This window comes from Streptomyces sp. NBC_01142, from assembly GCF_026341125.1.
Classification (GTDB): domain Bacteria; phylum Actinomycetota; class Actinomycetes; order Streptomycetales; family Streptomycetaceae; genus Streptomyces.
The window spans coordinates 897,351-921,230 of sequence record NZ_JAPEOR010000002.1 but is presented as its reverse complement, the minus strand read 5'-3'; the positions used below and the strand labels follow the sequence as shown (position 1 = coordinate 921,230).

Below are 23,880 nucleotides of genomic sequence, written 5' to 3'. Positions count from 1 at the left end.
TTCCCGAAAGAGGGTGGAACGCGTGGACCGCTGCGTCGTCCTGGTGGACGCCGGATATCTGCTGGGCGCCGCCGCGAGCCTTCTCGCCGGAGAACCGGCGCGTTCCCGGATCACCGTCGACCACGCCGCCCTCATTCAGGGCCTGCGCGATCTCGCCGAAGCCGATACCGAACGCCCGCTGCTGCGCATCTACTGGTTCGACGGTGCCCCCGACCGCGTACCGCAGCCCGAGCACCGGCGGCTTCGCGTCATGCCGAGGGTGACGGTCCGGCTCGGTGCGCTGACGCGGAGCGACGGGCGTTGGGCGCAGAAGGGCGTGGATGCGGCCATGCACGCCGAACTCACCGAACTGGCCAGAAACCGGGCCTGTTCGGACGTGGTGCTGGTGACCGGCGACGGGGATCTGCTGCCCGGACTGATGTCCGCCAAGGAGCACGGCGTCGCCGTGCACCTCTGGGCGGTGCAGGCCGCCGACGGCGACTACAACCAGTCCGAGGACCTGGTCGCCGAGGCCGACGAGCGCCGCGTGCTCGACCGGGCCTGGATCACCCGTGCCGTACGGGCCAAGGAACTCTCCGGTATCTGTGCCCCACCGCCCGTGCCCCGCCCCGAAATCGCGGCGATCCTCTCCGCGCCGCTGCCCGAGTCCGCGCTCGCCGCGTCACAGGAACGGGCCGCCGAAGCGGTACGCAACGGCACGCGGACGGCCCCCTCGGAGAACGGTGCCGAGGCGGCCCCCGCGCCCGCCACCCCGAAGGGGGTCCCCACCCCCAAGGATCTGGCGGGCCTGCGCGCCCCGGGCCAGAACGCCGCCCCACTGCACCCTGCCACCGCCACCCTGCGCTGGTCCTCCGACAAGGGCTGGGTCGAACGCCCCGGTGGCGCAGGAGCGCTCGGCGAGCCGCCGGAGACCGCCTCGCTGCCGACGCTCGCCCAGCTCACCAGCGCGGAGCAGCGCTGGGCCGACCGCGAGGAGGACATCACCACGGTCGGCGGCGACCCCTTCGAGGTCGGCCAGGTCTTCGCGCGCCGCTGGATGGAACGGCTGCCCGATGCCGGCCATGTACAGAAGCTGTCCACCATGTACCCGCGCATCCCGCACCGCATCGACGGCGAACTGCTGCGGTACGCCGCGCGCTTCGGGCTCCTCGCGCACAAGGACGACCAGATCGACGAGCACGACCGCTACGCGATCCGGGCCGGATTCTGGCGCGAGATCGACGTACGGGCGGCCGCCGAGCATGCGCCTGCCGGGGAGCAGGCGGGGCCCGAGGGCATTCGGGGCGGTCGGACCCCGTAGTCTCGTATCTCGTGAGTACGGTGTGCGTGGTGCGGGAGCTGGTCAAGACGTACCCCGCCGCGCGCGGCAGGCGGGGCACGCCCGGGACACCCGAGGTGCGTGCCACCGACGGGATCAGTCTCGTGGTCCGGCGCGGCGAGATCTTCGGGCTGCTCGGACCCAACGGCGCCGGCAAGTCGACCCTCGTACGACAGCTCACCGGACTGATGCGGCCCGACGCGGGAAGCGTCGAGGTGCTCGGTCACGATCTCGTACGCCATCCGGAGCGGGCCTCCCGGCTCATCGGCTACCTCGGGCAGGAGTCCACCGCGCTCGACGAACTGACCGTCGCGCTCGCCGCCGAGACCACCGGACGGCTGCGCGGACTCTCCGTACGCGAGGCACGGGCCGAGCGGGACGCCGTGCTGGAGGAGCTGGGACTGACCGGGCTCGCCACGCGCCCCATGAAGAAGCTGTCCGGCGGGCAGCGGCGGCTGGCCTGCTTCGCGGCGACGCTGGTGGGGGAGCGGCCGGTGCTGGTACTGGACGAGCCGACCACCGGCATGGACCCCGTCGCGCGGCGCGCGGTGTGGGCCGCGGTCGACCGGAGGCGGGCCGAGAACGGAGCGACCGTGCTGCTCGTCACCCACAACGTCATCGAGGCCGAGACCGTCCTCGACCGGGTCGCCGTACTGGAACGCGGGCGTGTCATCGCCTGCGACAGCCCGGCCGGGCTGAAGGAACGCGTCGCGGGCGAGGTGCGGGTCGAGCTGGTGTGGCGTGAGCGGGCACCGCTGGACGTGCCCGAGGTGGCCGCGCTGCGCGGATCCGCGCAGGAGTCGGGACGCCGATGGGTGCTCAGGCTCGCGCCGGACGAGGCGCGGGCGGCGGTCGCGGCGGTGACGGGCGGCGCGGCGTTCTCGGCGCTCGACGACTTCACACTGGCCACGCCCAGCCTGGAGGACGTGTACTTGGCACTCGGCGGGAACGCGACGAAGGGGCTGGTCAAGGCGTGAGCACCGTGCCCGCGGAGGCAGTGACCGGACAGGCGGGACAGGCGGGACAGGCGGCAGAGACAGGGCAGGCGGGGCAGGCAGGGCAGGTCGGGGTGGAGAGTGCGACGGCGGTGCAGGCCGCCCCCGCGCAGCTCGCGCCACGGGCCCGGCTGCTGCCCGCGCTCGGCGCCGTGTACCGCGCGCAGCTGTCGCGGGCTCGGGTCGCCCGGATCCCGCTGCTCTTCGTGGCGACCTTCCAGTCCATCGGGATCATGGTCCTGATGCGCGGGGTCGTCGACGGGGGTGACGAGGCGCGGGCCGTCGTCGCCGGATCGAGCGTCCTCGTCGTGGCCTTCGTCGCGCTCAATCTGCTCGCGCAGTACTTCGGGCAGCTACGGGCCAGCGGCGGCCTCGACCACTACGCGACGCTGCCGGTGCCGCCGGCGGCGGTGGTGCTCGGCGCGGCCGGGGCGTACGCCTCCTTCACGGTGCCCGGCACGGTGGTCACTGCCGTCGTGGGCAGCGTCCTGTTCCAGCTTCCGCTGACACATCTTTGGGTGCTCGCCGCGGTGGTCCCGCTCGCCGGAGCGGCCCTCGCCGGGCTCGGCGCGGCGCTCGGGCTGCTCGCACCACGCCAGGAACTCGCCACGCTGCTGGGCCAGTTGGGCATGTCCGCGGCCCTGCTGCTGGGGGTGCTGCCGGCCGACCGGCTGCCCGGTCCTGTCGGGTACGCGCGTGATCTGCTGCCCTCCACGTACGGCGTCGAGGCACTCGCCCGGACGTTCGACGCCCATCCTGACTGGGCGGTCGTGGCGCTGGATCTTGCGGTCTGCGCGGCTGTCGGCGTGGTCTCGCTGACGGTGGCGACCTGGGCGTACCGGCGTGCGGCAGTCCGGTGAGGCACGGTTCGAGTACGCCTGGCACGATGGCGGGGTGACCGCACCTCTGACGCCGCCTCACCAGCCTCATCAGCCTCATCGGCCTCCGACGAACGACGACCCGTGGCAGTCGCCGCCGACAGGGCAGGGCTTCGCGTCCATGGATGCGAAGGACGCGGACCAGGACCCGGACCTGAAGACGGAGCTGCGGGACTCGGCCGTGGTGCTGGTGGCGGTGACGCTCCTCGGTGTGGCGCTGGGGCTGCTGTGGCTGTGGCTGGCGCCGCGGGTGCCGCTGATCTCCAACGGCAAGGCGGTCTTCCTGCAGGACACGGAGGGCGAGTCGGCGGTGGGCGCGGACGGCACGTTCGCGCTGCTGGCGCTCGGTTTCGGCGCGCTGAGCGCGGCGGCGGTCTTCTGGTTCCGCAGGCGCGGGGGCGTCGCCCTGGTCGTAGGGCTGGCACTGGGCGGCCTGCTCGGCTCGCTGCTGGCGTGGGGCATCGGGGTGTGGTTCGGCCCGTCGAACGATGTGGTGGCGCGTGCGAGGGAGGTCGGCGCGGGGGTTCCCTTCGACGCGTACCTCGAACTCAAGGCGACGGGTGTGGTGCTGGCCTGGCCGGTGGCGGCGATGGTGGTCCACCTGGCGCTGACGGCCCTGTTCGGCCCGAGGGACCCTGAGCCGGAGTGGCCGGCGCACTATGCCGCGCCGGAGCCCGCCCCTCGCCCGGGCCCGACCGACCCGGAGCCCACCGCCCCGGACCCGACCGACCAGGTCCCGCCGCCGGGAGACGGCACGCCGCCCCGGTGAGGGGAGCTTCTCCCCCACGCCTCGGGGCTTGAGGAACATCGGAACGGAAACTGGTGCTAAGCCCCGTCGGCCGCCCAGAGGGCTTTGACCTGGGGTTCCGTGGTGCCAGAACCTTCGGCAGTCGTATTGATCGACTGTTTGGAGGTCCGGGGTGCCGGTCGAGTCGGTGATCGGCGGCCTGGACGCGCTGAAGTACGGCCGGCTCTCCCACGTCGACCAGACCTACCTGCGGCTGGAGACCTACCCGGCCGCGAACGCCGCGCTGATCGGCGCCCAGGCGTCGAACCCGCTCGCGCAGACGTGGGGCGGGGCCTGGTCGCCTCGGTGGACGGGATGCGGTTCGTGGTGCCGGTGCCGTCGGTGGACGCGCGGCCGAACCCGAAGTACTTCGGCCGCCGGGGAGGGGCGACCTGGCTCAACATGATCAACGACCAGGCGGCCGGGCTCGGCGGCAAGGTAGTGGCCGGCACCCCGCGCGACTCGCTGTACGTGCTGGACGTCCTCTACGACCGCGAGGGCGGCAAGCGCCCGGAGATGTCCGTCACGGACACCGCGAGCGACAGCGACATCGTGTTCGGCCTGCTCACCCTCGCCGGAATCGCGTACGCGCCGCAGCTGGCCGACTTGCCCGACCAGAAGATGTGGCGCATCGACCGCGCCGCCGACTATGGCGCGTTCCAGGACGCGGCCCGCGGCCGGGTCGACCTCGCTCGTATCGAGCGCCATTGGGAGGACATCCTGCGGATCATCATCGGCTCCATCCATACCGGAGCCGTCCGCGCCTACGACGTCATCCGGATGCTGTCCCGTGACGGGCGGCCGACCCCGCTCGGGGACGCGATCGCGCACTAGGGGCGGATCGCCAAGACCCTGCACATCCTGCGCCTGGCGGACGAGCCCGGCTACCGGCGGCAGATCAAGGTGCAGGCCAACCTCCAGGAGGGCCGCCACGCACTCGCGGAAGATCTTCCACGGCAAGGCCGGACAGCTCTACCAGCGCTACGAGGACGGCATGGAGGACCAGATCGGCGCCCTCGGCTTGGTCCTCAACGCCCTCGTGCTGTTCAACACCCGCTACGTGGACGCCGCCGTCACCCAGCTCCGCGCGGACGGGTTCGAGGTCCGGGACGAGGACGTGGCCCGCCTCTCGCCGTTTGTACGCCATCACATCAACATGCTCGGCCGGTACTCCTTCCAGCTCCCGAACCTGCCTGGCGGCCTACGGCCCCTGCGCAATCCGGATTCCACCGACGAGGAGTGAAACGCTTGTTCTCGCCGGGACCATGAACGGGGTGATCTCTGGTCGTATCCGCCACGTCGCCGGCGGATGCCCCGTAGCGGGAAGGGGCGTGTGGGTCCGGTCCTCGCTGAACCTGTTCATGTATCTACGCGACAGCTTCCTGACGTTCGACGGTGGAAGTCAGGCCGTCGAGGAGCGCCTTGAGGCCGAATTCGAAGAGCGCGTCGAGACGCAGGTCGTAGCCGTCCTTGAAGGCTCCGACCACCTTGGTGAAGGTCGAGAAGCGGCCGGATTCCACCAGTTCTTGGAGGGCGGGGGCGCGGCTGTCCATCCACTGGTCTTCCGACTGGCCCGTGGCGGCTTCGGCGTGCGCTTCCATCTCCAGGTGCACCGCCAGGCCCTGGACATGGCTGTAGATCAGTACATGGATGTCGAACAGCGTCGTGGGGTCGAGGCCGTGGCCGTCGAGGGCGCCCAGCACCCACTCGCCGTGGACCATCAGATTGGGTACGAGCAACGGGCGCGTGAGGGAGCCGAGCTGGGCCAGCCACGGGTGCTTCCGGTACAGGCTCCACAGGGTCCGGGCGCCCAGCTCGACGCGGGTACGCCAACCCTCGGGGGCATCCGCACGGTAGGACTCCTCGCCGAACGCGGCGTCGGCCATGTGCAGGACGAGGTCTTCCTTGCTCGGGACGTACCGGTAGATCGACATCGCCGCGACGCCGAGCCGGGCCGCGACGCCGCGCATGGAGAGCGCCGAGAGCCCTTCGGCGTCAGCGATCTCGATGGCGGTACGGACGATCCGGTCGAGGCTCAGCTCCTGCTCGGGGTCCGGGGCGGGTGACGTGCGCCTGCGGGCCGGCGCGGCGAGGGCGGTTCCGGCGACGACCGTGCCGATCCGGGGCCGGGCCTCGACAAGTCCCTCCAGACGCAGGGTGGTCAGAGCCTTGGTGGCGGTGGCGAGCGCGACGCCCCATTCCCCGGCGATCTGTCGGGTCGAGGCAACCCGGTCCCCTGGGGCGAGTTCACCGTCCGCGATGCGCCGCCGGATCACGGCGACGATGCGCAGATAGGGCGGATCACCGGCTGTGCCTGTGGTCTTCGTCACGTCCTGCCGCCTTCCTGTCCTGTACTAGTGCAGAGGGTAGCAGCGGCAACGCCGAACGGAAGGCATCTGCCCTAGTACACGTCTCGCATTTGGCCAGTTGAGTGGGTCTGTGCGTACGACGTACGTTCAGTCGCGCGTACACCGTACAGAGCACTGGAGGAACTCCTCATGCAGACCGTACTCATCTCCGGCGGCGGCATCGCCGGGCCCGTCCTCGCCTACTGGCTGCGCCGCCACGGCTTCGCGCCCACCGTCGTCGAACGTGCTCCAGGCCAACGCCCCGGCGGCCAGGCCGTGGACATCCGCGGCGTCGCGCTCGAAGTCGTGGAGCGGATGGGCCTGCTGGAGCAGGCAAGCCGTGTACGGACCCGGATGCGCGGCATGTCGATCCTCGCCCCCGACGGCCACGAGGTCGACCGCTCCACCGAGGCGACCTTCAGCAGCGGTCGGCTCGACAGCGAAGACATCGAGGTGCTGCGCGAGGACCTGGTACGGATGGTGTACGAGCACACGCGCGCAGGCGTCGAGCACCTCTTCGGCGACAGCATCACCGCGCTCGACGAGGGTGAGACCGGTGTGCGCGTCGACTTCGCGCACAGACCGTCCCGCACCTTCAACCTCGTGGTCGGGGCCGACGGCCTCCACTCCACCGTACGGCGCCTGGCCTTCGGTCCGGAGGAGCGTTTCGCCCACCACCTCGGGAGCTACCTCTCAGTTTTCAGCGCGGACAACTTTCTCGCCCTGGACGACTGGCAGATGTGGCTGCGGGACGGCGACACGGGCTTCGGCATCATGCCCGTACGCGACAACACCGAACTCAGGATCGCCTTCGGCTTCCAGTCCGCCCCCCTCGCCCACGACCTCCGCGACGGCGGCGCCCTGCGGCAGCTCGTAGTGGACAAGCTCGCGTCGATGCGGTGGGAAGGGACCCGCCTTGCCGAGGCCGCCCGGAAGGCACCCGACTTCTACTGCGACGCCATGGCCCAGATCCGTATGGACCAGTGGTCGCGGGGCCGGGTGACCCTGCTCGGAGACGCCGGCTACTGCCCTTCCCCCCTCTCCGGGCAGGGCACCAGCCTGGCCCTCGTGGGCGCCCACGTGCTGGCCGACTGCCTAGCCCAGGCCAACGGCGACCACCGCACCGCGTATGCCCGCTATGAGCGGCGGATGCGCCCCTTCGTCATCCTCAACCAGGCCCTTGCCACCGAGAACCCCGGCGGACCCGCCTCGGAGGAATCCGTCGCGCACGCCAAAAACGCACTCTCACTGGACATCTGATCCCCTGCCCGAACGGACACCGAAGCAGACAGGAAACAGGACAGAACGGCTCCCGCACTCAGCGCCTGCTGTCACCGGGGGCCAGCAGGCTGGTGAGCTCAGCGATCGCCTCCGGGGAGGGCTTGAAGTAGCGGCGGACGTTCTCCGGCTTCTTGTGCCGGGACTTCGCCATCAGCATCAGCAGGCTCGCCCCGGCCTCGCCGAGATGGGTCAGGGAGGAATGTCGGTACTCGTGCAGGTCCCAACCGGTGCCCGGCCCCCGTACAGCGGTGTACTCGTCGAGCAAGGCGCGGGCCTGCCCGTAGGACAGCCGGGCGAAGCCGGTGTCCGGGCAGACGTCGCGGGGGCTGACGACCTTGCCCGGCCCCGGACGGCGGTGGGTGACGAACATCGGCCCGCGCGTACGGCCCTTCAGCAGGCGCGGAAGGAGCCGGGCGGTGCCAGCGTCCCAGTAGACCGTCTCCAACACGAAGTCCTCGCGGCCCTGGCTCCGGCGGCGGGCCTTGGTCCGGGAGCCCTTCGCCTTCACCTGGCAGCGGCGCCCGGCGAAGTCCAGGTCCTCGATGTTGACGCCCAGGATCTCCTCCGCCCGCCCGGAGGTCTCGTAGAGCATCCTCCACAGCGTCTTCTCCCGCAGGTGGACCTCGCGCCGGGCGATCAGCCGGTCGATGGCCATCTTCGAGCGGGCCGAGGTCCCGGAGTCCGGCACCGCCAGCCGCTTCGCCCAGGCCGAGACCGCCGGGCCCTCGTAGCCGCGCTCGCGGCACCGGCCGAGCCAGGACAGGACCGCGGCCCGGCGGGAGTTCCAGGTGTTGACCGCCGCCCTGCCCCAGAGCAGTTCGAGGGCCTCGCCGATCTCGTCGTCCGCGACCGACGCCAGCGGCCGGCCCTCGCCGATCCGCTCGGCGGTCTTGCCCACCCCGATCCCGTAGTTCCGGATCGTGTTCGGGTTGCCGAGCGAGTCGAGGAACACGTCGGCCGCCGCCCGGACGGTCAACGCCTTCCCGGTCGGCAGTTGCACGACGGTGGACACTGCTTCCCCCTGGCCGCAGATAGCAGGGCCGCTTCACGTAGCGGCCGGAGAACGTCACCGCAGGTGACGGATCAAGCTACCGGAGATATTGGGGTGTTATCTGTGGAAGACTTCACTTCTCTGAACTCTGGTGCGTACACGGCTGGGGTCGGTTGCGCATAGGCGGTTGTGCCGCTTTGCGCCTTGCGCCAGCAGGGAGTGCGCCGCACGCAGGAAGACGGCTCGTCCTGTTGGGTTAGGCCCGCTGTCAGAGAGTGTTGGCAAGATCATCGCCATGAACGGCACACGTACCACCCCGCCGCGGCCGGTCGACATCGCCGCGGTCTTCCCCGCGCTGGCCTCGCTGGCCCGCCCAGCGATGCGGTTGCACCCGCGTCCCGGCTCTCCCACGGTGCACGACAGCTCGATCGGCGGGCCCCTGCTGTGGCCCGCACAGGAACCCTGGCGGTACTGCCGCATCGAGCATGAAGGCCTCCACCCCCTGGTGCCCGTGGCCCAGCTGTACACGCGGGACATACCCCTGCTGCGACCGCCCGGGCGGACCGACCTGCTGCAGGTCCTGTGGTGCCCTTCGGAGCACGCGCCGGACTCAAGCATTCCGATCGAATTGTCCTGGCGGACCGCCGCGGACGTCACCGACGTGCTGGCCGCACCACCCGAGCTGTTCGACGCGGACGAGGACCTCTACGTGCCCGAGCCGTGCGTGCTCGCGCCGGAGCAGGTCACCGAGTACCCCGATTCCCTGGAACTCCCCGCAGAGTTGAAGCAGCAGATCACGGACCCCGCGCCCTGGCGGGCGGCGGGCATCGTGGTCGACGACGCCGACCCGCAGGAGCTCTATGACCACGCGCTGTCCCACGCCCCCGGCTGGAAGATCGGCGGCTGGGCCCCCTGGGGACTCACCGACCCCGTCCCGCGGTTCTGTGTGGCCTGCGGCACCGCGATGACGCCGCTGCTGACCATCGCCTCGTCCGAATGGCACCGCAACAGCACGAGCTGGATCCCGCACGAGGACCGGGTCCCCTGCGCATCCGACGACAGTTGGTCCAATCCGCCCGAGATCACGGTGCTGGACGCCAATCACCTCCAGCTCTACGCCTGCCCGGCGAGCGGAGGCCACCCGCACACCGAACTGGTCCAGTGAGGGGCTGCCGCTTCTTCCCCACCTGTTGCCTGATCACCCTTGCCGGTCCGCTCTCGGCGTTGGCAGACCGAGCAGGACAGACCCGCCCGATGCCGCCGCATCGATCTGGCCGATCTTGGATTCGGCGCCGGCGAGGCTGACCCTGAGCCCCTCGATCTCGCCGAGCCAGCCCTCCCGCTCAGCCTCGGCGATCCGGTCGAGCAGGTTGTCGCGGATCTCCACCAGCCGGCCGCGCTGAGCGGGATCGGGGCGTAGGAGTGAGCAGCGGACGCAGGCGTGTTCGTGGATGCAGGCGGTGCCGTAGGCGCGGGCGCAGGTGCCGACGGACAGCTTGCGGCGTTCGAAGTGGCCGAGGAAGTCCTCCCACTCGGCGTCGGTCGGGGTGCGGTACTCCTGAGTTGGGCGCAGGGTGCGGCGGCGGGCGATGAAGGCGCGGTGGGCTTCGATGGTCTCGGTGGGGTACACGGCGTTGTAGCCCATGGTGGTGTTGATGTTGGCGTGGCCGGCGATGACCTGGGCGATGTGGGGTGGCAGGCCGGTGCGGATGGCGTCGGTGATGAACATCCGTCGGAAGTCCTGCGGGGTGAATACCAGCGGGCGGCCGGCGGCGTCGGTCAGCTGCATGAAGGAGACGGTCTCCTTGAGGATCTCCCGGATGGTCTGGGAGTGGATGACGGCGGGTTCGCCGCCGCGGTTGTACTGGAAGAGCAGGGGTGCGGGCGGGTCCCGCTGGCGTTCTTCGCTGTCGTAGCGGGTGACCAGGGGGATGAGGCCGGTCTTGGGGTCGCGGGCGCGGCGGATGATCGTGGCCAGGACGTCGGCGAGCTCGGGGCTCACGAGCAGGACGCGCTCGACGTCGTTCTTGGAGGGGGCGATCTGCAGGAGGGGGACGATCTCGCCGGTGGTGGGTAGCCGGTACTGGATCATCGCGTGGTGGGTGGTCTCCAGCATCTCCTCCACGCGGGCGCCGGTGTGGCGCAGGAACTCGACCGTCGCCCAGGCCCAGAAGGCGCGGTGCTCGGCGCGGTCGAGGTGCACGAGGCAGCCTTGCTCGTCGCGTGCGGCAGCGCCGACCGGGTTCGCGCCCCGGATGTAGGGGGCGCCGTCGAGCGTGAAGCGGGCGCCGGGCGGGGTGGCGCGGGCGATCTCCAGGTGGGCCGCGCGCAGGCGGTGGTGGTCGGCGGCAGCCCGGGCGAAGGCCTCCAGCACCGGTAGGCGTTCGCGGGTGCGCTGGTCCATGCGGGCCTTGGTCCGGGTGACGCGCTTGCGGTTGGCGGTCTCGGCGACCCTGATTGGGCAGGGTGCCACCCACGGTCCCCAGCGCGCGGGTTCCTCGGTCGCCCAGCGGGCGATGTCCAGGTAGAAGGCGCGGACGTAGATGAAGACCATCGTGCGGTCGGCGCGTTCCACGACGGTTTCCTCGATGGAGCCGTCCGGGCGTCGACGTCGTTGGACGCGGGTGCGCAGGCGTTCCTTCCAGCCGGTGACGGCCTCGGCTGGCAGGCGGAGGGTGTCGATGCCGGGGTGGTGTCGTTCGATGTCGGACCAGAAGTTCCTGGTCAGGTGTCGGGCGAGGTTGTCGAGGGTGGAGTAGTCCAGGCGGGGGCGGCGTTCTTAGAGGTAGTCGATGAGCAGGGCCCTGATCCCCGGGGAGGCGACGGGGTGGCGGTCGACGAGCTGGGCGCAGGTGAGCTGGCCGGTGACCTGTTCCAGGAACCGCAAGGTGGTCGGGGCGTCGGCTGGCAGGTGTCCCAGCTCGCGCAGCCACGCGTAGTAGAGGGTGCCGCCGCTGCTGATGCCGTGAGCGCTCGCGCGGAGGCCGGCGTCGTATTCGAGCGCGTCGCCGACGGTGATGTCCGCCAGCCCGCCGCCCTTGGCCAGTACGATCCGGGTCAGCGCGCGGCGGGCCCGGCCCCCGCCCGTCGACGCCCACCGTTCGTCGCCGACAACCTCGCTCAGACGGGCGAAGCCCTCGGGGTCGCGGCACTCCTCGACCACGGTGCGCACGTGGGGGCTGTTGAGTTCCATCTGCCACGGCAGCGCCAGCCGGATCACGTCGGCGGCGGCCAGCATCCGCAGGCCGGCCTGGATGTTGGTCCCGCGCACCGCGGCGGTGTCCACCCACGTCTCTGCCTCCCGCCGCCAGAGCTTTGGGCATCCGGCGGCCGGGGACGCCTCCCATCGCTCCTGCCAGCTCGCCCCTTCGAAGCCCGACAGCCAGGCCAACAGCGCGCGGGCCCCTGACCGCCGGTGCCACCGGGTGTGCGCCGTGTCCGCCCGGAAGGGAGGCCGCTCCAGCGCGGCGAGCACTTCGTCGGCCGGTGTATCCGTCATGGGCCACCGGTGCCCGGCCACCCTGGCCGGGAATCGGGACCGGGCCTGCTCCAGCAGTCCTCCGGACGCCCGTGGTGCCGGTGGCAGCTCGGACGGGCTGACGGCGGCGGCCCCGGTGGTGTCGCGAACCCTCGACCTCACCTGTTCCTCCCAAACAACTCGTCCAGTGAGTCCGGCCGGTAGCCGGCGGCCGGGACCGCCACCACCTGGGCCTCACGGCCGGCCCGCTCGTGGTGGGCCCGCACGGCGTCGATGATCTCCTCCCGGCCCGCGGGCAGGTAGATCTGGGTGGTGCTCAGGTGCGCGTGCCCCAAGACCCACTGGACGTCCGTCAGCGCCAGCTTCGGATCCCGCGCCATCCGGTACGCCGCCGTCCTGCGCAGGTCGTGCAACGTCCAGTTCGACCCCAGCAACCGGTTGGCTCTCCCGAACATCGCCCGTGCCGCGTGGTAGGTCAGTGGCCGAAACGGCGGGCGCAGCGTCCACCACAGCCATCGACCCGGCCCTCGCGGTACCCCCGCCCGCCATGCCTCCTCCTGATACAGGCGCAACCACACGAATGCGTCCGCCGCCGACGGCACCTGCTGATATGCCCGCGTCCCCTTCCGCACCACCCCCAGCAGCTGCTCGCCCGGCAGTGCATCCCGCTGCCGGCACGTCAGCAACTCCTCCGCCCGTACCCCGTTGGAGACCCAGAACGCCAACAGCGCTCGGTCCCGGTGGTGACGCAGCGCCGCGAACAACTCGTCGAATCGCGCGTCCGGGATCCGGCCTGGGACCCTCACCGGCACCGACGGCTGATACCGACCACCAGGCGCGGACCGGATCGGCCTGCCAGCACTCGCGGGCAGCCGACGACGCTCCCGGCGGGTCGGGAACGGGTTGATGATCGGACCGGTACCCGTTTCCAGGTGGAAGTCGTAGAACGACCGCAACACGGTCTCGTAGTGCGCCCGCGTCGTCGCCGCGAACATCGGCCCCGGCCCCGCCCGCCCCGTCACGGTGTTCGGCACCCCAGCCGATGAACCGACTCCGGCCCGCGCCGTGGCGCCGGCCGCCCGGCCGCGCCAGTGCGGCCTCACAGGCTTCGGCGCGATGGCCATCCAGCGGGCGAAGTCCCGCGCCTCCAGCCGGGTGGCCCGATGCCACTCCACCCCGACGGCATGCAGGAATCGCCACCACCGCAGCAGATCCATTCCGTACGAGCGGATCGTCGACGGCAGTCGCGAACACGCCTGCAACTCGGCGAAGAACGCAGACACCGGATCCACCACCACCCCGCCAGCGTCCAGCAGCACATAGGGCTGGGCCGGATTCGCCACCTCCACCAAGGCACCGGTCTGGGGTAGCGCGAAGCTGATCAGATCCCGTGAGGGACCGCCCGTCTCAAGCATGACCGGAAGCTAGCAGAAACCGCATTTGACCTGCGATTATTCGGAATCTAGTTCAGTCAACACCACGACCGCCCCGGCGCCGACGGCCCGTCAGCCCCCGACCAGCGGCGATACGGGCTCAGCGCCAGTTTCCGTTCCGATGTTCCTCAAATCCCACCTCCAGCCGCGGTAGCGAGGGCGGGCCGCCCCCGGCCCCCGGGCGGTGCGGCGGCTGCACGGGCCCCAGGGTGCGGCTGCACGAGCCCCAGGTGCTGTGCCTCTCGCTCCCCGGAGCGCCCCGGTGCCGGCACTGCCGGCCGGCCCCGGGGCGGGCCGTCAGGCTGGTCGGCGGCCGTGGTTGGCTCTGTGCTTTCTGATGCGCCACTTCCGTTTGCGGGTGCGTTTGGACATCGTCGTCCTCTCCCGGGCGGAGTGTTCCCTACGGTCGTAGCCGAGGACGGCGGGCGCGTCGAGTCCCTAGGCGCGGCCGATCGGGGCCAGCACCGCGGACGTGAGTGCCGCCAGGTCCCGCGGGGAGAGTTCGACCTCCAGGCCGCGGCGGCCGGCCGAGACGCAGATCGTGTCGTGGGAACCGGCCGACGCGTCCAGGACCGTGCGCAGGCGCTTGCGCTGGCCCAGCGGCGAGATTCCGCCCCGTACGTAACCCGTCGTGCGTTCCGCCGCGGCCGGGTCCGCCATCGTTGCCCGTTTGCCGCCGACCGCCGCGGCCAGAGCCTTCAGATCCAGCTGGCCCGCGACCGGGACGACCGCCACCGTCAGTTCGCCGTCGACGTCCGCGACCAGTGTCTTGAAGACCCGGTCGGGGGAGACGCCGAGGGCCGCGGCCGCCTCCTCGCCGTACGACGGGGAGGACGGGTCGTGGTCGTACGCGTGGACGGTGAACGCGGTGCCCGCTGCCGTCAGGGCGACCGTCGCCGGGGTGCCACCGTTACTCCCGGATTTCCTGGACTTCTTGGGCACAGCAGCGATTCCCGTCAGTTGGGGCTCGTCGGCGCCCGGGTCAGATCGACCGCGGGCAGCGACGGAAGATGGCGGATCACCGCGGTCTCCGCGCGCAGGAGCGTCAGTTCCTCGCGCAGCCGGGTCGCCGTGTCCGGGGCCTGCAGCAGCCGCTGCTTCGCGGGGGTGTCCAGCACCGCCGCCGCGGCGACCAGGTACGACACCACCGACGGCTCGTCCGGCAGGTCGGCGCCCGTGGAGAGCGACCGCTCGCGCGCGCCCGCCAGCCGCTTCTGGTAGCTGCGGAACGCCCGCAGCACACCCTCGGCGAGCGCGCCCGCGCTGTCCCCGGTCTCCTCCGGGATCTCCTCCAGCTCGGCCGTCAGAAAGGGACCGCTCGCGTCCACCGAGAGGAGTTTCACCCGCGAGGTCCCCGTGGCGAGCACCTCGAAGCTGCCGTCCCCGCGCTCGCGGATCGTCGCCGCGTCAGCGATGCACCCCACCCGGTGGAAGGCCTGGATCGGGTCCGGGCCGAAGCCCGCCGCCGGTCCGCGCTCGGGCAGCGCGGTCTGGTCCGGCATGCCGGGGGCGGTCGGCGCGACCTCACGGCCGTCGCGGATGGCGACCACGGCGAAGCGGCGCGGCTCGGACTCGTCCGTCTTCAGCAGCTCGCGCATCATGGCGCGATACCGCTCCTCGAAGACGTTCAAGGGCAGAACGAGGCCCGGGAACAGCACCGAGTTCAGCGGGAAGAGGGGCAGAGCGATGGTCACAACGGTCAAGACTAATGGCCGCCGAAGCGGCCTCGTCCGGCCCGTCCCCCCGCCCGGCCTCCGGCCCCGCCGCGCAGCGGTGTCGCCGAGGCGATCTGGATCCGTACACCGTCCCTCGCCTTGAGGAACTGCCCCAGCGGATCATCGGTCACGGACGTCCAGGGGAACGATGTCGCATACGGCCCGATCAGCCGGAACTGCTCCAGCGCATCCTCCCAGCGCCCCCGCCCCACCAGGACGTACGTCAGCAGGTTGCGCACCTCGGCCGGCCAGGAATCCCCCGCCGCGTAGTCTCCCGAGAGCGTGATGGCCAGATCGGCCGCCGCGTCGATCCGATCGTCCTGCACGGACGTGGTCTCCCCGGTCAGCAGCTGCGCGAAGGCCGCCCGCACCGGCAGCGCCTGCACCAGCGAGCCCGGCAGCGCGTCCGCCGCCGCCTCCTCGGCGAAGTCGAAGCACTCGCGGTGTGAGCCGTACCACTGGGCGGACAGATACTGCAGCGCCGCGACATGACACCCGTAGTGGTGCGAGGAGCGGCGTACGGCCTGCTCCCACAGCGACTCGAACGCCGTGTGCGTGACGTGTGTGCCGCGCGCGTGGTCCAGCGCGATCCGCCACGGCACCGGATCGTTGTGATCGCCCTCCGCCGCCGCGTCGATCAGCGGCCCGACCTCGCGCAGCCGCTCGGCGCGCGCGGGCGACTCCCACGCCTTGCGCACCGCCAGCTCCGCCTTGACGACCAGCGCGTCGGGGTCGCGGGGCGCGGCCGCGAGCCAGTCGGTGAGCCACTGGTCGCGGTTGTGCGCGAAGGCCGCGAGGCGTGTGACGTAACGGTCGCGGTTCTCCCACTCGGCCCCTTCGCGGGTGGTGGCCAGCACCTTGGCGGCCGGCTCGTACTCGCCCAGTGCGGCCGCGACGAGCGCCGGGCCCAGGCGCCCGTCGGGAGCGTCGAGCAGCACCGCCTCGTCCGGCGGCAGGCCGTCGGAGAGTTGCGGCGTATGACGGATCATGCGCGCGGTGCGGATCAGGGCGGTGAGCAATGACATTGTGCAGACCATTGAAAACCGCAGGTCGGAGGCGCGCCAGAGCCTCGCTGTGAAACTTTCGTAGCGGCAGAATGGTTGTCCTGGCGAAAGCCAAGAGAGCGTAAAGAAAGTGACTCAGCCGCGCCGGAGAAGGCGGGATGCGCCCGCCGCGACCGTCGTCGCGAGGATCCAGCCGAGCAGAATGAGCGCGGCCGCGGCCCATTGCCAGCGGCCCTCCATCCGCCAGTATCCGTCCTGGCCGAGATTGATCACCGGCAGCAGCAGATCCAGGGCGTACAGCGCGGCATTCCACCGTGGGTGCTCGTCGGGTTTGATCGGCGCCGGGTCCACCGTGGCGAAGGCCACCGCGCCCGCCGCCCACAGCACCGCCATCCACAGCGCCGCCCGGCCGGGGCGGTAGCCGTACGCCACCGTCCAGTCCTGGAGATAGCCCCAGAGCTTCGCGGCCAGCGGCAGTGTCTCGCGGCGGCGGCGCTGCTTGGCGAGCAGCACCTCACGCGCGTCCGAGTCCTCGCCGCTGTTGCGCAGGACCGTCGCCAGCCGTTCGTACGGCTCCGGCGAGTACTCGGGAGTCGCCGAGGCCACCCACTCCAGCCTTCGGCCGAGCGGGAACACCTCGTACGGGACCAGGTTCTCGTAGACGAAACCGCCCATCGCCAGACCGCCGGGACCGGGCCAGCTCGCCGCCCTGTCGATCAGCGTCACCACCTTCGCGCCGTTCAGCACGACGCGCCCCTCCTCCGGGCGCTCCGCGTTGAACCGCAGCTCCGGGGTGGCGATCCTGCGCAGCGACAGCTCCTCGCGCGGGCTCATCGCGAACCGTGCCCCTTGCAGATCGACCGCGTCGCCGAACCGCCCGTCGTCCAGCCGCACCCCGCCGTGGCACTCGAAGCGCTGCAGCCGCGTGCCGCGCGCCGGGGTGCCGGCAGCGGCGATGCCGAACGGGGGAGTGGCGCCCTGGTTTCCCGTGGACTCGCTCACCCACGCGCCCGTCATGTAGAGCGTCCGCTCCACGCTCAGCTGCGGGGCATTGAGTGCCCGCCGCTCGCCCGCCGCGCGCAGCCGGCTGCCGCGCAGGCTCAGTGAAACCCCGACCTTCGCACCGCGCAGACTGAACTCGCCGTACGTCTCGATCAGTTCGGCCTGTAAGTCCTGGGCGACGGACATCCCGTCCGCGGTGATCGCGCGGCCCCGGCGGTCCGGCCGTACATGGATCTGGTTGATCAGCAGATCCGTGCCGATCTGTGCGTCGGTGAGCCGGATGCCGTGCTCCACGCGGCAGCGGGGCAGATGCAGATCGCCCTCGGTGCGCAGCCGGGCGGCCTCGATGCGCGGGATCGCGCAGCCGACCATGCGCACCGTCGTGAAGTGCGCCTCGGGCATCAGCAGTTCGCTCTCGAAGCGGCAGCCGTTCAGCTCGACGTACGGGGAGATGCTGCCGCCCGCGAGCTTGAGCGTCCCGGTGATCTGGATCCCACGCAGCTTGAGCGCGGCGACCCGGCCGGGCCGGGCGGCAGGCCCGCTCAGCAGCAGCCGGGCGAGGATGCCGGCGCGGACGCTGCGCTCGGGGCCCCAGGGGCGGGGGGAGAAGGGATCGTTCAGGAGTGGATTGGGGTCGCTGAGGTCGTACGTACTCCCGTTTCTGAAGGCGTTCCACATATGCAGCTCGGTCGGGCTCAGCCCGTCGGGAGGCCCGTCGTCCAGCGGCTCGGTCACTGCCGCTCCTCCGCTTCATTGGCTCGTACAGCTGTTCTTCCCGCTGAGTAACGGACTGAACGCTAGTGGTCATGGTCAACTTCTGGGGCGTGTGGGCGTGTATCAGCCAGTGATACGGGCGACCGGCGGCCGATTCCGGTCTGAGAGAATTGGTCCCGTGATCTCTCGAATCGATCTGCGCGGCGACGCCCTCCCCGAGGGTGGCGCTCTGCGCGACCTGCTGCCCCGTGCCGAGTTCGACGTGGAAGCCGCCCTGGAGAAGGTGCGGTCCATTTGCGAGGACGTGCATCATCGGGGCACCGCGGCGCTGATCGAGTACGCGGAGAAATTCGACGGGGTGAAGCTGGAGCGCGTTCGGGTGCCCGCAGCGGCCCTCGTCGACGCCCTGGATCAGCTCGACCCCGAGGTCAGGGCCGCCCTGGAGGAGTCGATCCGGCGCGCCAGGATCGTCCACCGCGCACAGCGCCGCAGCGAGCACACCACCCAGGTCGTTCCCGGCGGCACCGTCACCGAGAAGTGGGTGCCGGTCGAGCGCGTCGGTCTGTACGCGCCGGGCGGCCGGTCCGTCTATCCCTCATCCGTGATCATGAACGTGGTCCCGGCGCAGGAGGCCGGCGTCGGATCCGTCGCGCTCGCCTCCCCGCCGCAGGCAGAGTTCGGCGGGCTTCCGCACCCCACGATCCTCGCCGCGTGCGCGCTGCTCGGCGTCGACGAGGTGTACGCCGCCGGAGGCGCCCAGGCCGTTGCGATGTTCGCGTACGGAACGACGGGAGCCGACGGCTGTGCGCCCGCCAACATGGTCACCGGCCCCGGAAACATCTGGGTCGCCGCGGCCAAGCGGTACTTCACCGGCCGGATCGGCATCGACACCGAGGCCGGCCCGACCGAGATCGCGGTCCTCGCCGACTCGACCGCCGACCCGGTGCACGTCGCCGCCGACCTGATCAGCCAGGCCGAGCACGACCCGCTCGCGGCCGCCGTGCTGGTCACCGACTCGGTGGAGCTGGCGGACGCGGTCGAGAAGGAGCTCGAGCCGCAGGTCGCCGCGACCAAGCACATCGAGGACCGGATCGTCCCGGCCCTGTCCGGAAAGCAGTCCGCGATCGTGCTCGTCGACGGCATCGACGAGGGCCTCAGGGTCGTCGACGCGTACGGCGCCGAGCACCTGGAGATCCAGACCGCAGACGCCGCCGCGGTCGCCGCCCGGGTCCGCAACGCCGGCGCGATCTTCGTCGGCCCGTGGGCGCCCGTCTCGCTCGGCGACTACTGCGCGGGCTCCAACCACGTCCTGCCGACCGGCGGCTGTGCCTGCCACTCCTCCGGACTGTCCGTCCAGTCCTTCCTGCGCGGTATCCACATCGTCGACTACACCCGCGACGCGCTCGCCGAGGTGACCCACCACGTGGTGACGCTCGCCGAGGCCGAGGACCTGCCCGCGCACGGCGCGGCCATGAAGGCCCGCTTCGGATGGAAGGTGCCCGGCAAGTGACCTTCGGCATCGACGACCTGCCCATCAGGGACGAGCTGCGCGGCAAGTCCCCGTACGGCGCGCCCCAACTCGACGTACCCGTACGCCTGAACACCAACGAGAACCCCTATCCGCTGCCCGAGCCGCTGGTCGAGCGGATCGCCGAGCGCGTGCGCGAGGCCGCCCGGGAGCTCAACCGCTACCCGGACCGGGACGCGGTCGAGCTCCGCACCGAGCTGGCCCGCTACCTCACCCGCACCGCGGGGCACAAGGTCGGCCTCGCCAATCTCTGGGCGGCCAACGGCTCCAACGAGGTCATCCAGCAGCTGCTGCAGACCTTCGCCGGACCGGGCCGTACCGCGATCGGCTTCGAGCCCTCGTACTCCATGCACGGCCTGATCTCGCGCGGCACCGGCACCGGCTGGATCTCCGGGCCGCGCAACGAGGACTTCACCATCGATGTGGCGGCCGCCCGCGCCGTCATCGCCGAGCACCGCCCCGACGTCGTCTTCATCACCTCGCCCAACAACCCCACGGGCACGGCGGTCGAGGCCGAGACGGTCCTCGCGCTGTACGAGGCGGCACAGGCGGCCAGGCCTTCGGTGGTCGTGGTCGACGAGGCGTACGTCGAGTTCAGCCACCGCCCCTCGCTGCTGCCGCTGATCGAGGGCCGGCCGAATCTGGTGGTCTCGCGGACCATGTCCAAGGCCTTCGGCGCGGCCGGTCTGCGGCTGGGCTATCTGGCCGCGCACCCCGCCGTCGTCGACGCCGTCCAGCTGGTGCGCCTGCCGTACCACCTGTCGGCCGTCACCCAGGCCACCGCCCTCGCCGCGCTGGAGCACACGGATACGCTGCTCGGGTACGTCGAGCAGCTGAAGACCGAGCGGGACCGCCTGGTCACCGAGCTGCGAGCGATCGGATACGAAGTCACCGAGTCCGATGCCAACTTCGTGCAGTTCGGGCGCTTCCCGGATGCCCATGAGGTCTGGCAGCAGATCCTCGACCGGGGCGTCCTGGTCCGTGACAACGGCGTACCGGGCTGGCTGCGGGTCACCGCAGGCACCCCGGCGGAGAACGACGCGTTCCTGGATGCGGTCAACGAAGTCATGGCGACAGCCACACGCGACGTCAAGAAGGAGCAGAGCGCATGAGCCGCGTAGGACGGGTCGAACGCACCACCAAGGAGACATCCGTCGTCGTCGAGATCGACCTCGACGGCACGGGCAAGGTCGATGTCGCGACCGGGGTCGGCTTCTACGACCACATGCTCGACCAGCTCGGCCGCCACGGTCTGTTCGACCTGACCGTCAAGACCGACGGTGATCTGCACATCGACAGCCACCACACCATCGAGGACACCGCCCTCGCGCTCGGCGCCGCCTTCAAGCAGGCCCTGGGCGACAAGGTCGGCATCTACCGCTTCGGCAACTGCACCGTGCCGCTGGACGAGTCGCTCGCGCAGGTCACCGTGGACCTCTCGGGCCGTCCGTACCTCGTGCACACCGAGCCCGAGAACATGGCGCCGATGATCGGTGAGTACGACACGACCATGACCCGGCACATCCTGGAGTCGTTCGTGGCGCAGGCGCAGATCGCGCTGCACGTGCACGTCCCGTACGGCCGCAACGCCCACCACATCGTGGAGTGCCAGTTCAAGGCACTGGCCCGCGCCCTGCGTTACGCGTCCGAGCGTGACCCCCGCGCGGCCGGCATCCTCCCCTCCACGAAGGGCGCGCTGTAACCACATGACCGGCCTCTCCACCATCCTTATCGTCGTCGGCCTCTTCCTGGCCGGCGGTGTGTACTCCTTCTCCAAACAGCAGATGCCCAAGGGCCTGATCGTGCTTCTCGGTATCGGGTCCGTGATGTGCCTGGTCGCCGGTGTCCTGCGGATTCAGGGGATCTGGGAATGAGCGCAGCCAAGAAGGTCGTCGTCTTCGACTACGGATTCGGCAACGTCCGCTCCGCCGAGCGGGCCCTGGCCCGGGTCGGCGCGGATGTCGAGATCACCCGTGACTACGACACGGCCATGAACGCCGACGGGCTCCTGGTGCCCGGTGTCGGCGCGTTCTCCGCCTGCATGGAGGGCCTCAAGAAGGCCCGTGGCGAGTGGATCGTCGACCGCCGGCTCTCCGGCGGCCGCCCCGTCATGGGCATCTGCGTCGGCATGCAGATCCTCTTCGCACGCGGCATCGAGCACGGCGTGGAGACCGAGGGCCTCGACGAGTGGCCCGGCACGGTCGGGCCGCTGAAGGCCCCGATCGTCCCCCACATGGGCTGGAACACGGTCGACGCGCCCGACGACAGCCGCCTCTTCGCCGGCCTCGACGCCGACGCACGGTTCTACTTCGTGCACTCCTACGCCGCGCACGAGTGGGAACTCGAAGTCACCAACCCCGCCATCCGCGCGCCCCAGGTCACCTGGGCCACACATGGCGAGCGCTTCGTCGCCGCCGTCGAGAACAACGTGCTGTGGGCGACCCAGTTCCACCCCGAGAAGTCCGGCGACGCCGGCGCCCAGCTGCTGACCAACTGGATCGAGACGCTGTAATGCCGAAGCTTGAACTCCTTCCCGCAGTCGACGTCCGTGACGGCCAGGCCGTCCGACTCGTGCATGGCGAGTCCGGTACGGAGACGTCGTACGGCTCCCCGCTGGAGGCCGCCCTCACCTGGCAGCGCGCGGGCGCCGAGTGGCTGCATCTGGTCGACCTCGACGCGGCCTTCGGCACCGGTGACAACCGGTCGCTGATCGCCGAGGTCGCCGACGCGATGGACATCAAGGTCGAGCTGTCGGGCGGCATCCGCGACGACGCCTCCCTGGCGGCCGCGCTGGCCACCGGCTGCACCCGGGTCAACCTGGGGACCGCCGCACTGGAGACCCCCGAGTGGGTCGCCAAGGTCATCGCCGAGCACGGCGACAAGATCGCGGTCGGCCTCGACGTCCGCGGGACGACGCTGCGCGGCCGCGGCTGGACCCGGGACGGCGGCGACCTCTACGAGACGCTCGCCCGTCTCGACTCCGAGGGCTGCGCCCGTTACGTCGTCACCGACATCGCCAAGGACGGCACGCTGCAGGGCCCCAACCTGGAGCTGCTGCGCAATGTGTGCGCCGCGACCGACAAGCCGGTCGTCGCCTCCGGCGGCGTCTCCTCGCTCGACGATCTGCGCGCGATCGCCTCCTTGGTCACCGAGGGCGTCGAGGGCGCGATCGTCGGCAAGGCGCTGTACGCGAAGGCGTTCACCCTGGAAGAGGCCCTCGCGGCGGTGGCGGAATGACCGACGCGAGCGACTGGACCGACTCCGTACGCAGGGTCGGACCGGACGGCCCCTGGGAGGACGCCCTCGGCAGCTCCCGGGCCGTGCAGCTGCCGAACGGCCTGGTCCTGGTCTCCGGCTGCACCTCGGACGTCGGCGGCCAGATCGCCGCGGGCGGGCCGTACGACCAGGCGGTCGCCGCCTTCGAAGTCGCCCTCGACGCTCTGAAGGAACTCGGCCTCGGCCGGGAGCATGTGGTGCGTACGCGGATGTACCTCACCCATGCGCGGGACACGGACGAGGTCCGCCGCGCCCACAAGGAGCTGTTCGACGAGGTCCGCCCGGCCACGTCGATGCTCATCGTCTCCGGCTTCGTCAACCCCAGCCTGGTCGTCGAGGTCGAGGTCGAGGCGTACCGAGGAGGTGCGGAATGACCCTCGCGGTCCGAGTGATCCCCTGCCTGGACGTCGACAGCGGACGGGTCGTCAAGGGCGTCAACTTCCAGAACCTGCGCGACGCGGGCGACCCGGTCGAGATGGCCAAGCTGTACGACGCCGAGGGCGCCGACGAGCTCACCTTCCTCGACATCACGGCTTCCTCCGGCAACCGTGAGACGACCTACGACGTGGTGCGCCGCACTGCCGAGCAGGTCTTCATCCCGCTCACGGTCGGCGGCGGCGTCCGCACGCCCGAGGACGTCGACAAGCTGCTGCGGGCCGGCGCCGACAAGGTCGGCGTCAACACCGCGGCCATCGCCCGCCCCGAGCTGATCCGCGAGATCGCCGAGCGCTTCGGCCGCCAGGTGCTGGTGCTGTCGGTCGACGCGCGGCGTACGGAATCGGGGTCCTTCGAGGTCACCACCCACGGTGGCCGCAAGGGGACCGGCATCGACGCCGTCGAATGGGCGCACCGGGCCGCCGAGCTGGGCGCGGGGGAGATCCTGCTCAACTCGATGGACGCCGACGGCACCAAGGACGGCTACGACACCGAGATGATCGCGGCGGTGCGCAAGCACGTCACCGTCCCGGTCATCGCCTCCGGCGGCGCGGGCAGGCTCGCGGACTTCCCCCCGGCCATCGCGGCGGGCGCGGACGCGGTCCTGGCGGCGTCGGTGTTCCACTTCGGCGATCTGCGTATCTCCCAGGTCAAGGACACCCTGCGCGAAGCAGGCCACCCGGTCCGCTAGCCACTT

At 71.0% G+C, this 23,880-nt stretch carries 23 protein-coding genes and 1 pseudogene; 15 read left to right on the top strand and 9 right to left on the bottom strand.

Features of this window, described 5'->3' with window-relative positions:
• Positions 1–22: 22 nt before the first annotated feature.
• From OG883_RS21630 to OG883_RS21610, 5 genes and pseudogenes are all read left to right on the top strand, one after another.
• Positions 23–1,300: an NYN domain-containing protein gene (locus OG883_RS21630; protein ID WP_266543328.1), complete on the top strand. Its 1,278-nt coding sequence runs from the start codon at positions 23–25 to the stop codon at positions 1,298–1,300.
• A gap of 20 nt (positions 1,301–1,320) precedes the next feature.
• Positions 1,321–2,295, top strand: coding sequence for an ABC transporter ATP-binding protein (locus tag OG883_RS21625; protein WP_266549296.1), 975 nt, complete (start codon positions 1,321–1,323; stop codon positions 2,293–2,295).
• Between the two features lie 92 nt (positions 2,296–2,387).
• Entirely contained in the window at positions 2,388–3,173 is a 786-nt protein-coding gene (locus OG883_RS21620) for an ABC transporter permease (RefSeq protein WP_266549293.1), read from the top strand.
• A 139-nt stretch (positions 3,174–3,312) separates the two neighbouring features.
• A complete protein-coding gene (locus OG883_RS21615) occupies positions 3,313–3,960 on the top strand; it encodes an ABC transporter permease (RefSeq protein WP_323180945.1) in 648 nt (215 codons plus the stop codon).
• A 199-nt stretch (positions 3,961–4,159) separates the two neighbouring features.
• Positions 4,160–5,221 (top strand): annotated as a pseudogene (locus tag OG883_RS21610) (transposase); the annotation flags it as partial.
• Between the two features lie 124 nt (positions 5,222–5,345).
• On the opposite strand, the gene OG883_RS21605 reads toward OG883_RS21610, so the two are convergent.
• The gene (locus OG883_RS21605) at positions 5,346–6,308 is read right to left on the bottom strand and encodes a TetR/AcrR family transcriptional regulator C-terminal domain-containing protein (RefSeq protein ID WP_266543325.1); all 963 of its coding nucleotides are present in this window, start codon (positions 6,306–6,308) and stop codon (positions 5,346–5,348) included.
• A 168-nt stretch (positions 6,309–6,476) separates the two neighbouring features.
• Here OG883_RS21605 and OG883_RS21600 point away from each other — a divergent pair, with 168 nt between their 5' ends.
• Positions 6,477–7,586, top strand: coding sequence for an FAD-dependent monooxygenase (locus OG883_RS21600; protein ID WP_266543324.1), 1,110 nt, complete (start codon positions 6,477–6,479; stop codon positions 7,584–7,586).
• Between the two features lie 58 nt (positions 7,587–7,644).
• Here the strand turns inward: OG883_RS21600 and OG883_RS21595 are convergent, their stop codons facing one another.
• Positions 7,645–8,619, bottom strand: coding sequence for a site-specific integrase (locus OG883_RS21595; RefSeq protein ID WP_266543323.1), 975 nt, complete (start codon positions 8,617–8,619; stop codon positions 7,645–7,647).
• A gap of 274 nt (positions 8,620–8,893) precedes the next feature.
• On the opposite strand from OG883_RS21595, the gene OG883_RS21590 reads away from it, so the two are divergent.
• On the top strand, positions 8,894–9,763 hold the full coding sequence (locus tag OG883_RS21590; RefSeq protein ID WP_266543321.1) for a hypothetical protein: 870 nt from the start codon (positions 8,894–8,896) through the stop codon (positions 9,761–9,763).
• Between the two features lie 33 nt (positions 9,764–9,796).
• On the opposite strand, the gene OG883_RS21585 is transcribed toward OG883_RS21590, so the two are convergent.
• The 7 genes from OG883_RS21585 to OG883_RS21555 all read right to left on the bottom strand — a co-directional run bounded on the left by OG883_RS21585 (position 9,797) and on the right by OG883_RS21555 (position 17,965).
• Entirely contained in the window at positions 9,797–11,173 is a 1,377-nt protein-coding gene (locus OG883_RS21585; protein ID WP_266543319.1) for a site-specific integrase, read from the bottom strand.
• A gap of 204 nt (positions 11,174–11,377) precedes the next feature.
• The gene (locus tag OG883_RS21580; RefSeq protein WP_266543317.1) at positions 11,378–12,097 is read right to left on the bottom strand and encodes a hypothetical protein; all 720 of its coding nucleotides are present in this window, start codon (positions 12,095–12,097) and stop codon (positions 11,378–11,380) included.
• Between the two features lie 137 nt (positions 12,098–12,234).
• A complete protein-coding gene (locus tag OG883_RS21575) occupies positions 12,235–13,491 on the bottom strand; it encodes a tyrosine-type recombinase/integrase (RefSeq protein ID WP_266543315.1) in 1,257 nt (418 codons plus the stop codon).
• Positions 13,492–13,947: 456 nt separating this feature from the next.
• Positions 13,948–14,451: a Cys-tRNA(Pro) deacylase gene (gene ybaK, locus OG883_RS21570; protein WP_266543313.1), complete on the bottom strand. Its 504-nt coding sequence runs from the start codon at positions 14,449–14,451 to the stop codon at positions 13,948–13,950.
• A gap of 14 nt (positions 14,452–14,465) precedes the next feature.
• Positions 14,466–15,212 (bottom strand): LON peptidase substrate-binding domain-containing protein, encoded by a 747-nt coding sequence (locus OG883_RS21565; protein ID WP_266543311.1) that lies wholly within the window; start codon positions 15,210–15,212, stop codon positions 14,466–14,468.
• 2 nt (positions 15,213–15,214) lie between these two features.
• On the bottom strand, positions 15,215–16,261 hold the full coding sequence (locus OG883_RS21560) for a hypothetical protein (protein WP_266543309.1): 1,047 nt from the start codon (positions 16,259–16,261) through the stop codon (positions 15,215–15,217).
• Positions 16,262–16,363: 102 nt separating this feature from the next.
• Complete coding sequence (locus OG883_RS21555) at positions 16,364–17,965, bottom strand: oxidoreductase (RefSeq protein WP_266543307.1); 1,602 nt, start codon at positions 17,963–17,965, stop codon at positions 16,364–16,366.
• A gap of 157 nt (positions 17,966–18,122) precedes the next feature.
• Here OG883_RS21555 and hisD point away from each other — a divergent pair, with 157 nt between their 5' ends.
• Genes hisD through hisF form a run of 8 tightly spaced genes read left to right on the top strand, consistent with a single transcriptional unit; the run spans position 18,123 to position 23,874 of the window.
• A complete protein-coding gene (gene hisD / locus OG883_RS21550) occupies positions 18,123–19,454 on the top strand; it encodes a histidinol dehydrogenase (protein ID WP_266543305.1) in 1,332 nt (443 codons plus the stop codon).
• Positions 19,451–20,584, top strand: coding sequence for a histidinol-phosphate transaminase (locus tag OG883_RS21545; protein WP_266543303.1), 1,134 nt, complete (start codon positions 19,451–19,453; stop codon positions 20,582–20,584). Before hisD ends, OG883_RS21545 begins: the two co-directional genes overlap by 4 nt.
• Positions 20,581–21,174 carry an imidazoleglycerol-phosphate dehydratase HisB gene (gene hisB / locus OG883_RS21540; RefSeq protein WP_266543301.1) on the top strand — a complete coding sequence of 198 codons (594 nt, stop codon included), beginning with the start codon at positions 20,581–20,583 and terminating at the stop codon, positions 21,172–21,174. The genes OG883_RS21545 and hisB overlap by 4 nt, the downstream gene beginning before the upstream one ends.
• Before the next feature lie 4 nt (positions 21,175–21,178).
• On the top strand, positions 21,179–21,346 hold the full coding sequence (locus OG883_RS21535) for a hypothetical protein (protein ID WP_266543299.1): 168 nt from the start codon (positions 21,179–21,181) through the stop codon (positions 21,344–21,346).
• A complete protein-coding gene (gene hisH / locus OG883_RS21530) occupies positions 21,343–21,984 on the top strand; it encodes an imidazole glycerol phosphate synthase subunit HisH (protein ID WP_266543297.1) in 642 nt (213 codons plus the stop codon). Before OG883_RS21535 ends, hisH begins: the two co-directional genes overlap by 4 nt.
• A complete protein-coding gene (priA, locus tag OG883_RS21525; protein WP_266543295.1) occupies positions 21,984–22,709 on the top strand; it encodes a bifunctional 1-(5-phosphoribosyl)-5-((5-phosphoribosylamino)methylideneamino)imidazole-4-carboxamide isomerase/phosphoribosylanthranilate isomerase PriA in 726 nt (241 codons plus the stop codon). The genes hisH and priA overlap by 1 nt, the downstream gene beginning before the upstream one ends.
• Positions 22,706–23,122: a Rid family hydrolase gene (locus tag OG883_RS21520; protein WP_266543293.1), complete on the top strand. Its 417-nt coding sequence runs from the start codon at positions 22,706–22,708 to the stop codon at positions 23,120–23,122. Before priA ends, OG883_RS21520 begins: the two co-directional genes overlap by 4 nt.
• Positions 23,119–23,874 carry an imidazole glycerol phosphate synthase subunit HisF gene (hisF, locus tag OG883_RS21515; protein ID WP_266543291.1) on the top strand — a complete coding sequence of 252 codons (756 nt, stop codon included), beginning with the start codon at positions 23,119–23,121 and terminating at the stop codon, positions 23,872–23,874. Before OG883_RS21520 ends, hisF begins: the two co-directional genes overlap by 4 nt.
• Positions 23,875–23,880 lie beyond the last annotated feature (6 nt).

Bases quoted from the DNA above. Each gene is read 5' to 3' on its own strand.
- OG883_RS21615 (WP_323180945.1), top strand. From the start codon at position 3,313: ATGGATGCGAAGGACGCGGACCAGGACCCGGACCTGAAGACGGAGCTG.
- OG883_RS21600 (WP_266543324.1), top strand. From the start codon at position 6,477: ATGCAGACCGTACTCATCTCCGGCGGCGGCATCGCCGGGCCCGTCCTC.
- OG883_RS21590 (WP_266543321.1), top strand. From the start codon at position 8,894: ATGAACGGCACACGTACCACCCCGCCGCGGCCGGTCGACATCGCCGCG.
- OG883_RS21580 (WP_266543317.1), bottom strand. From the start codon at position 12,097: ATGACGGATACACCGGCCGACGAAGTGCTCGCCGCGCTGGAGCGGCCT.
- OG883_RS21575 (WP_266543315.1), bottom strand. From the start codon at position 13,491: ATGCTTGAGACGGGCGGTCCCTCACGGGATCTGATCAGCTTCGCGCTA.
- OG883_RS21560 (WP_266543309.1), bottom strand. From the start codon at position 16,261: ATGGTCTGCACAATGTCATTGCTCACCGCCCTGATCCGCACCGCGCGC.
- hisB (WP_266543301.1), top strand. From the start codon at position 20,581: ATGAGCCGCGTAGGACGGGTCGAACGCACCACCAAGGAGACATCCGTC.
- OG883_RS21535 (WP_266543299.1), top strand. From the start codon at position 21,179: ATGACCGGCCTCTCCACCATCCTTATCGTCGTCGGCCTCTTCCTGGCC.
- hisH (WP_266543297.1), top strand. From the start codon at position 21,343: ATGAGCGCAGCCAAGAAGGTCGTCGTCTTCGACTACGGATTCGGCAAC.
- priA (WP_266543295.1), top strand. From the start codon at position 21,984: ATGCCGAAGCTTGAACTCCTTCCCGCAGTCGACGTCCGTGACGGCCAG.
- OG883_RS21520 (WP_266543293.1), top strand. From the start codon at position 22,706: ATGACCGACGCGAGCGACTGGACCGACTCCGTACGCAGGGTCGGACCG.
- hisF (WP_266543291.1), top strand. From the start codon at position 23,119: ATGACCCTCGCGGTCCGAGTGATCCCCTGCCTGGACGTCGACAGCGGA.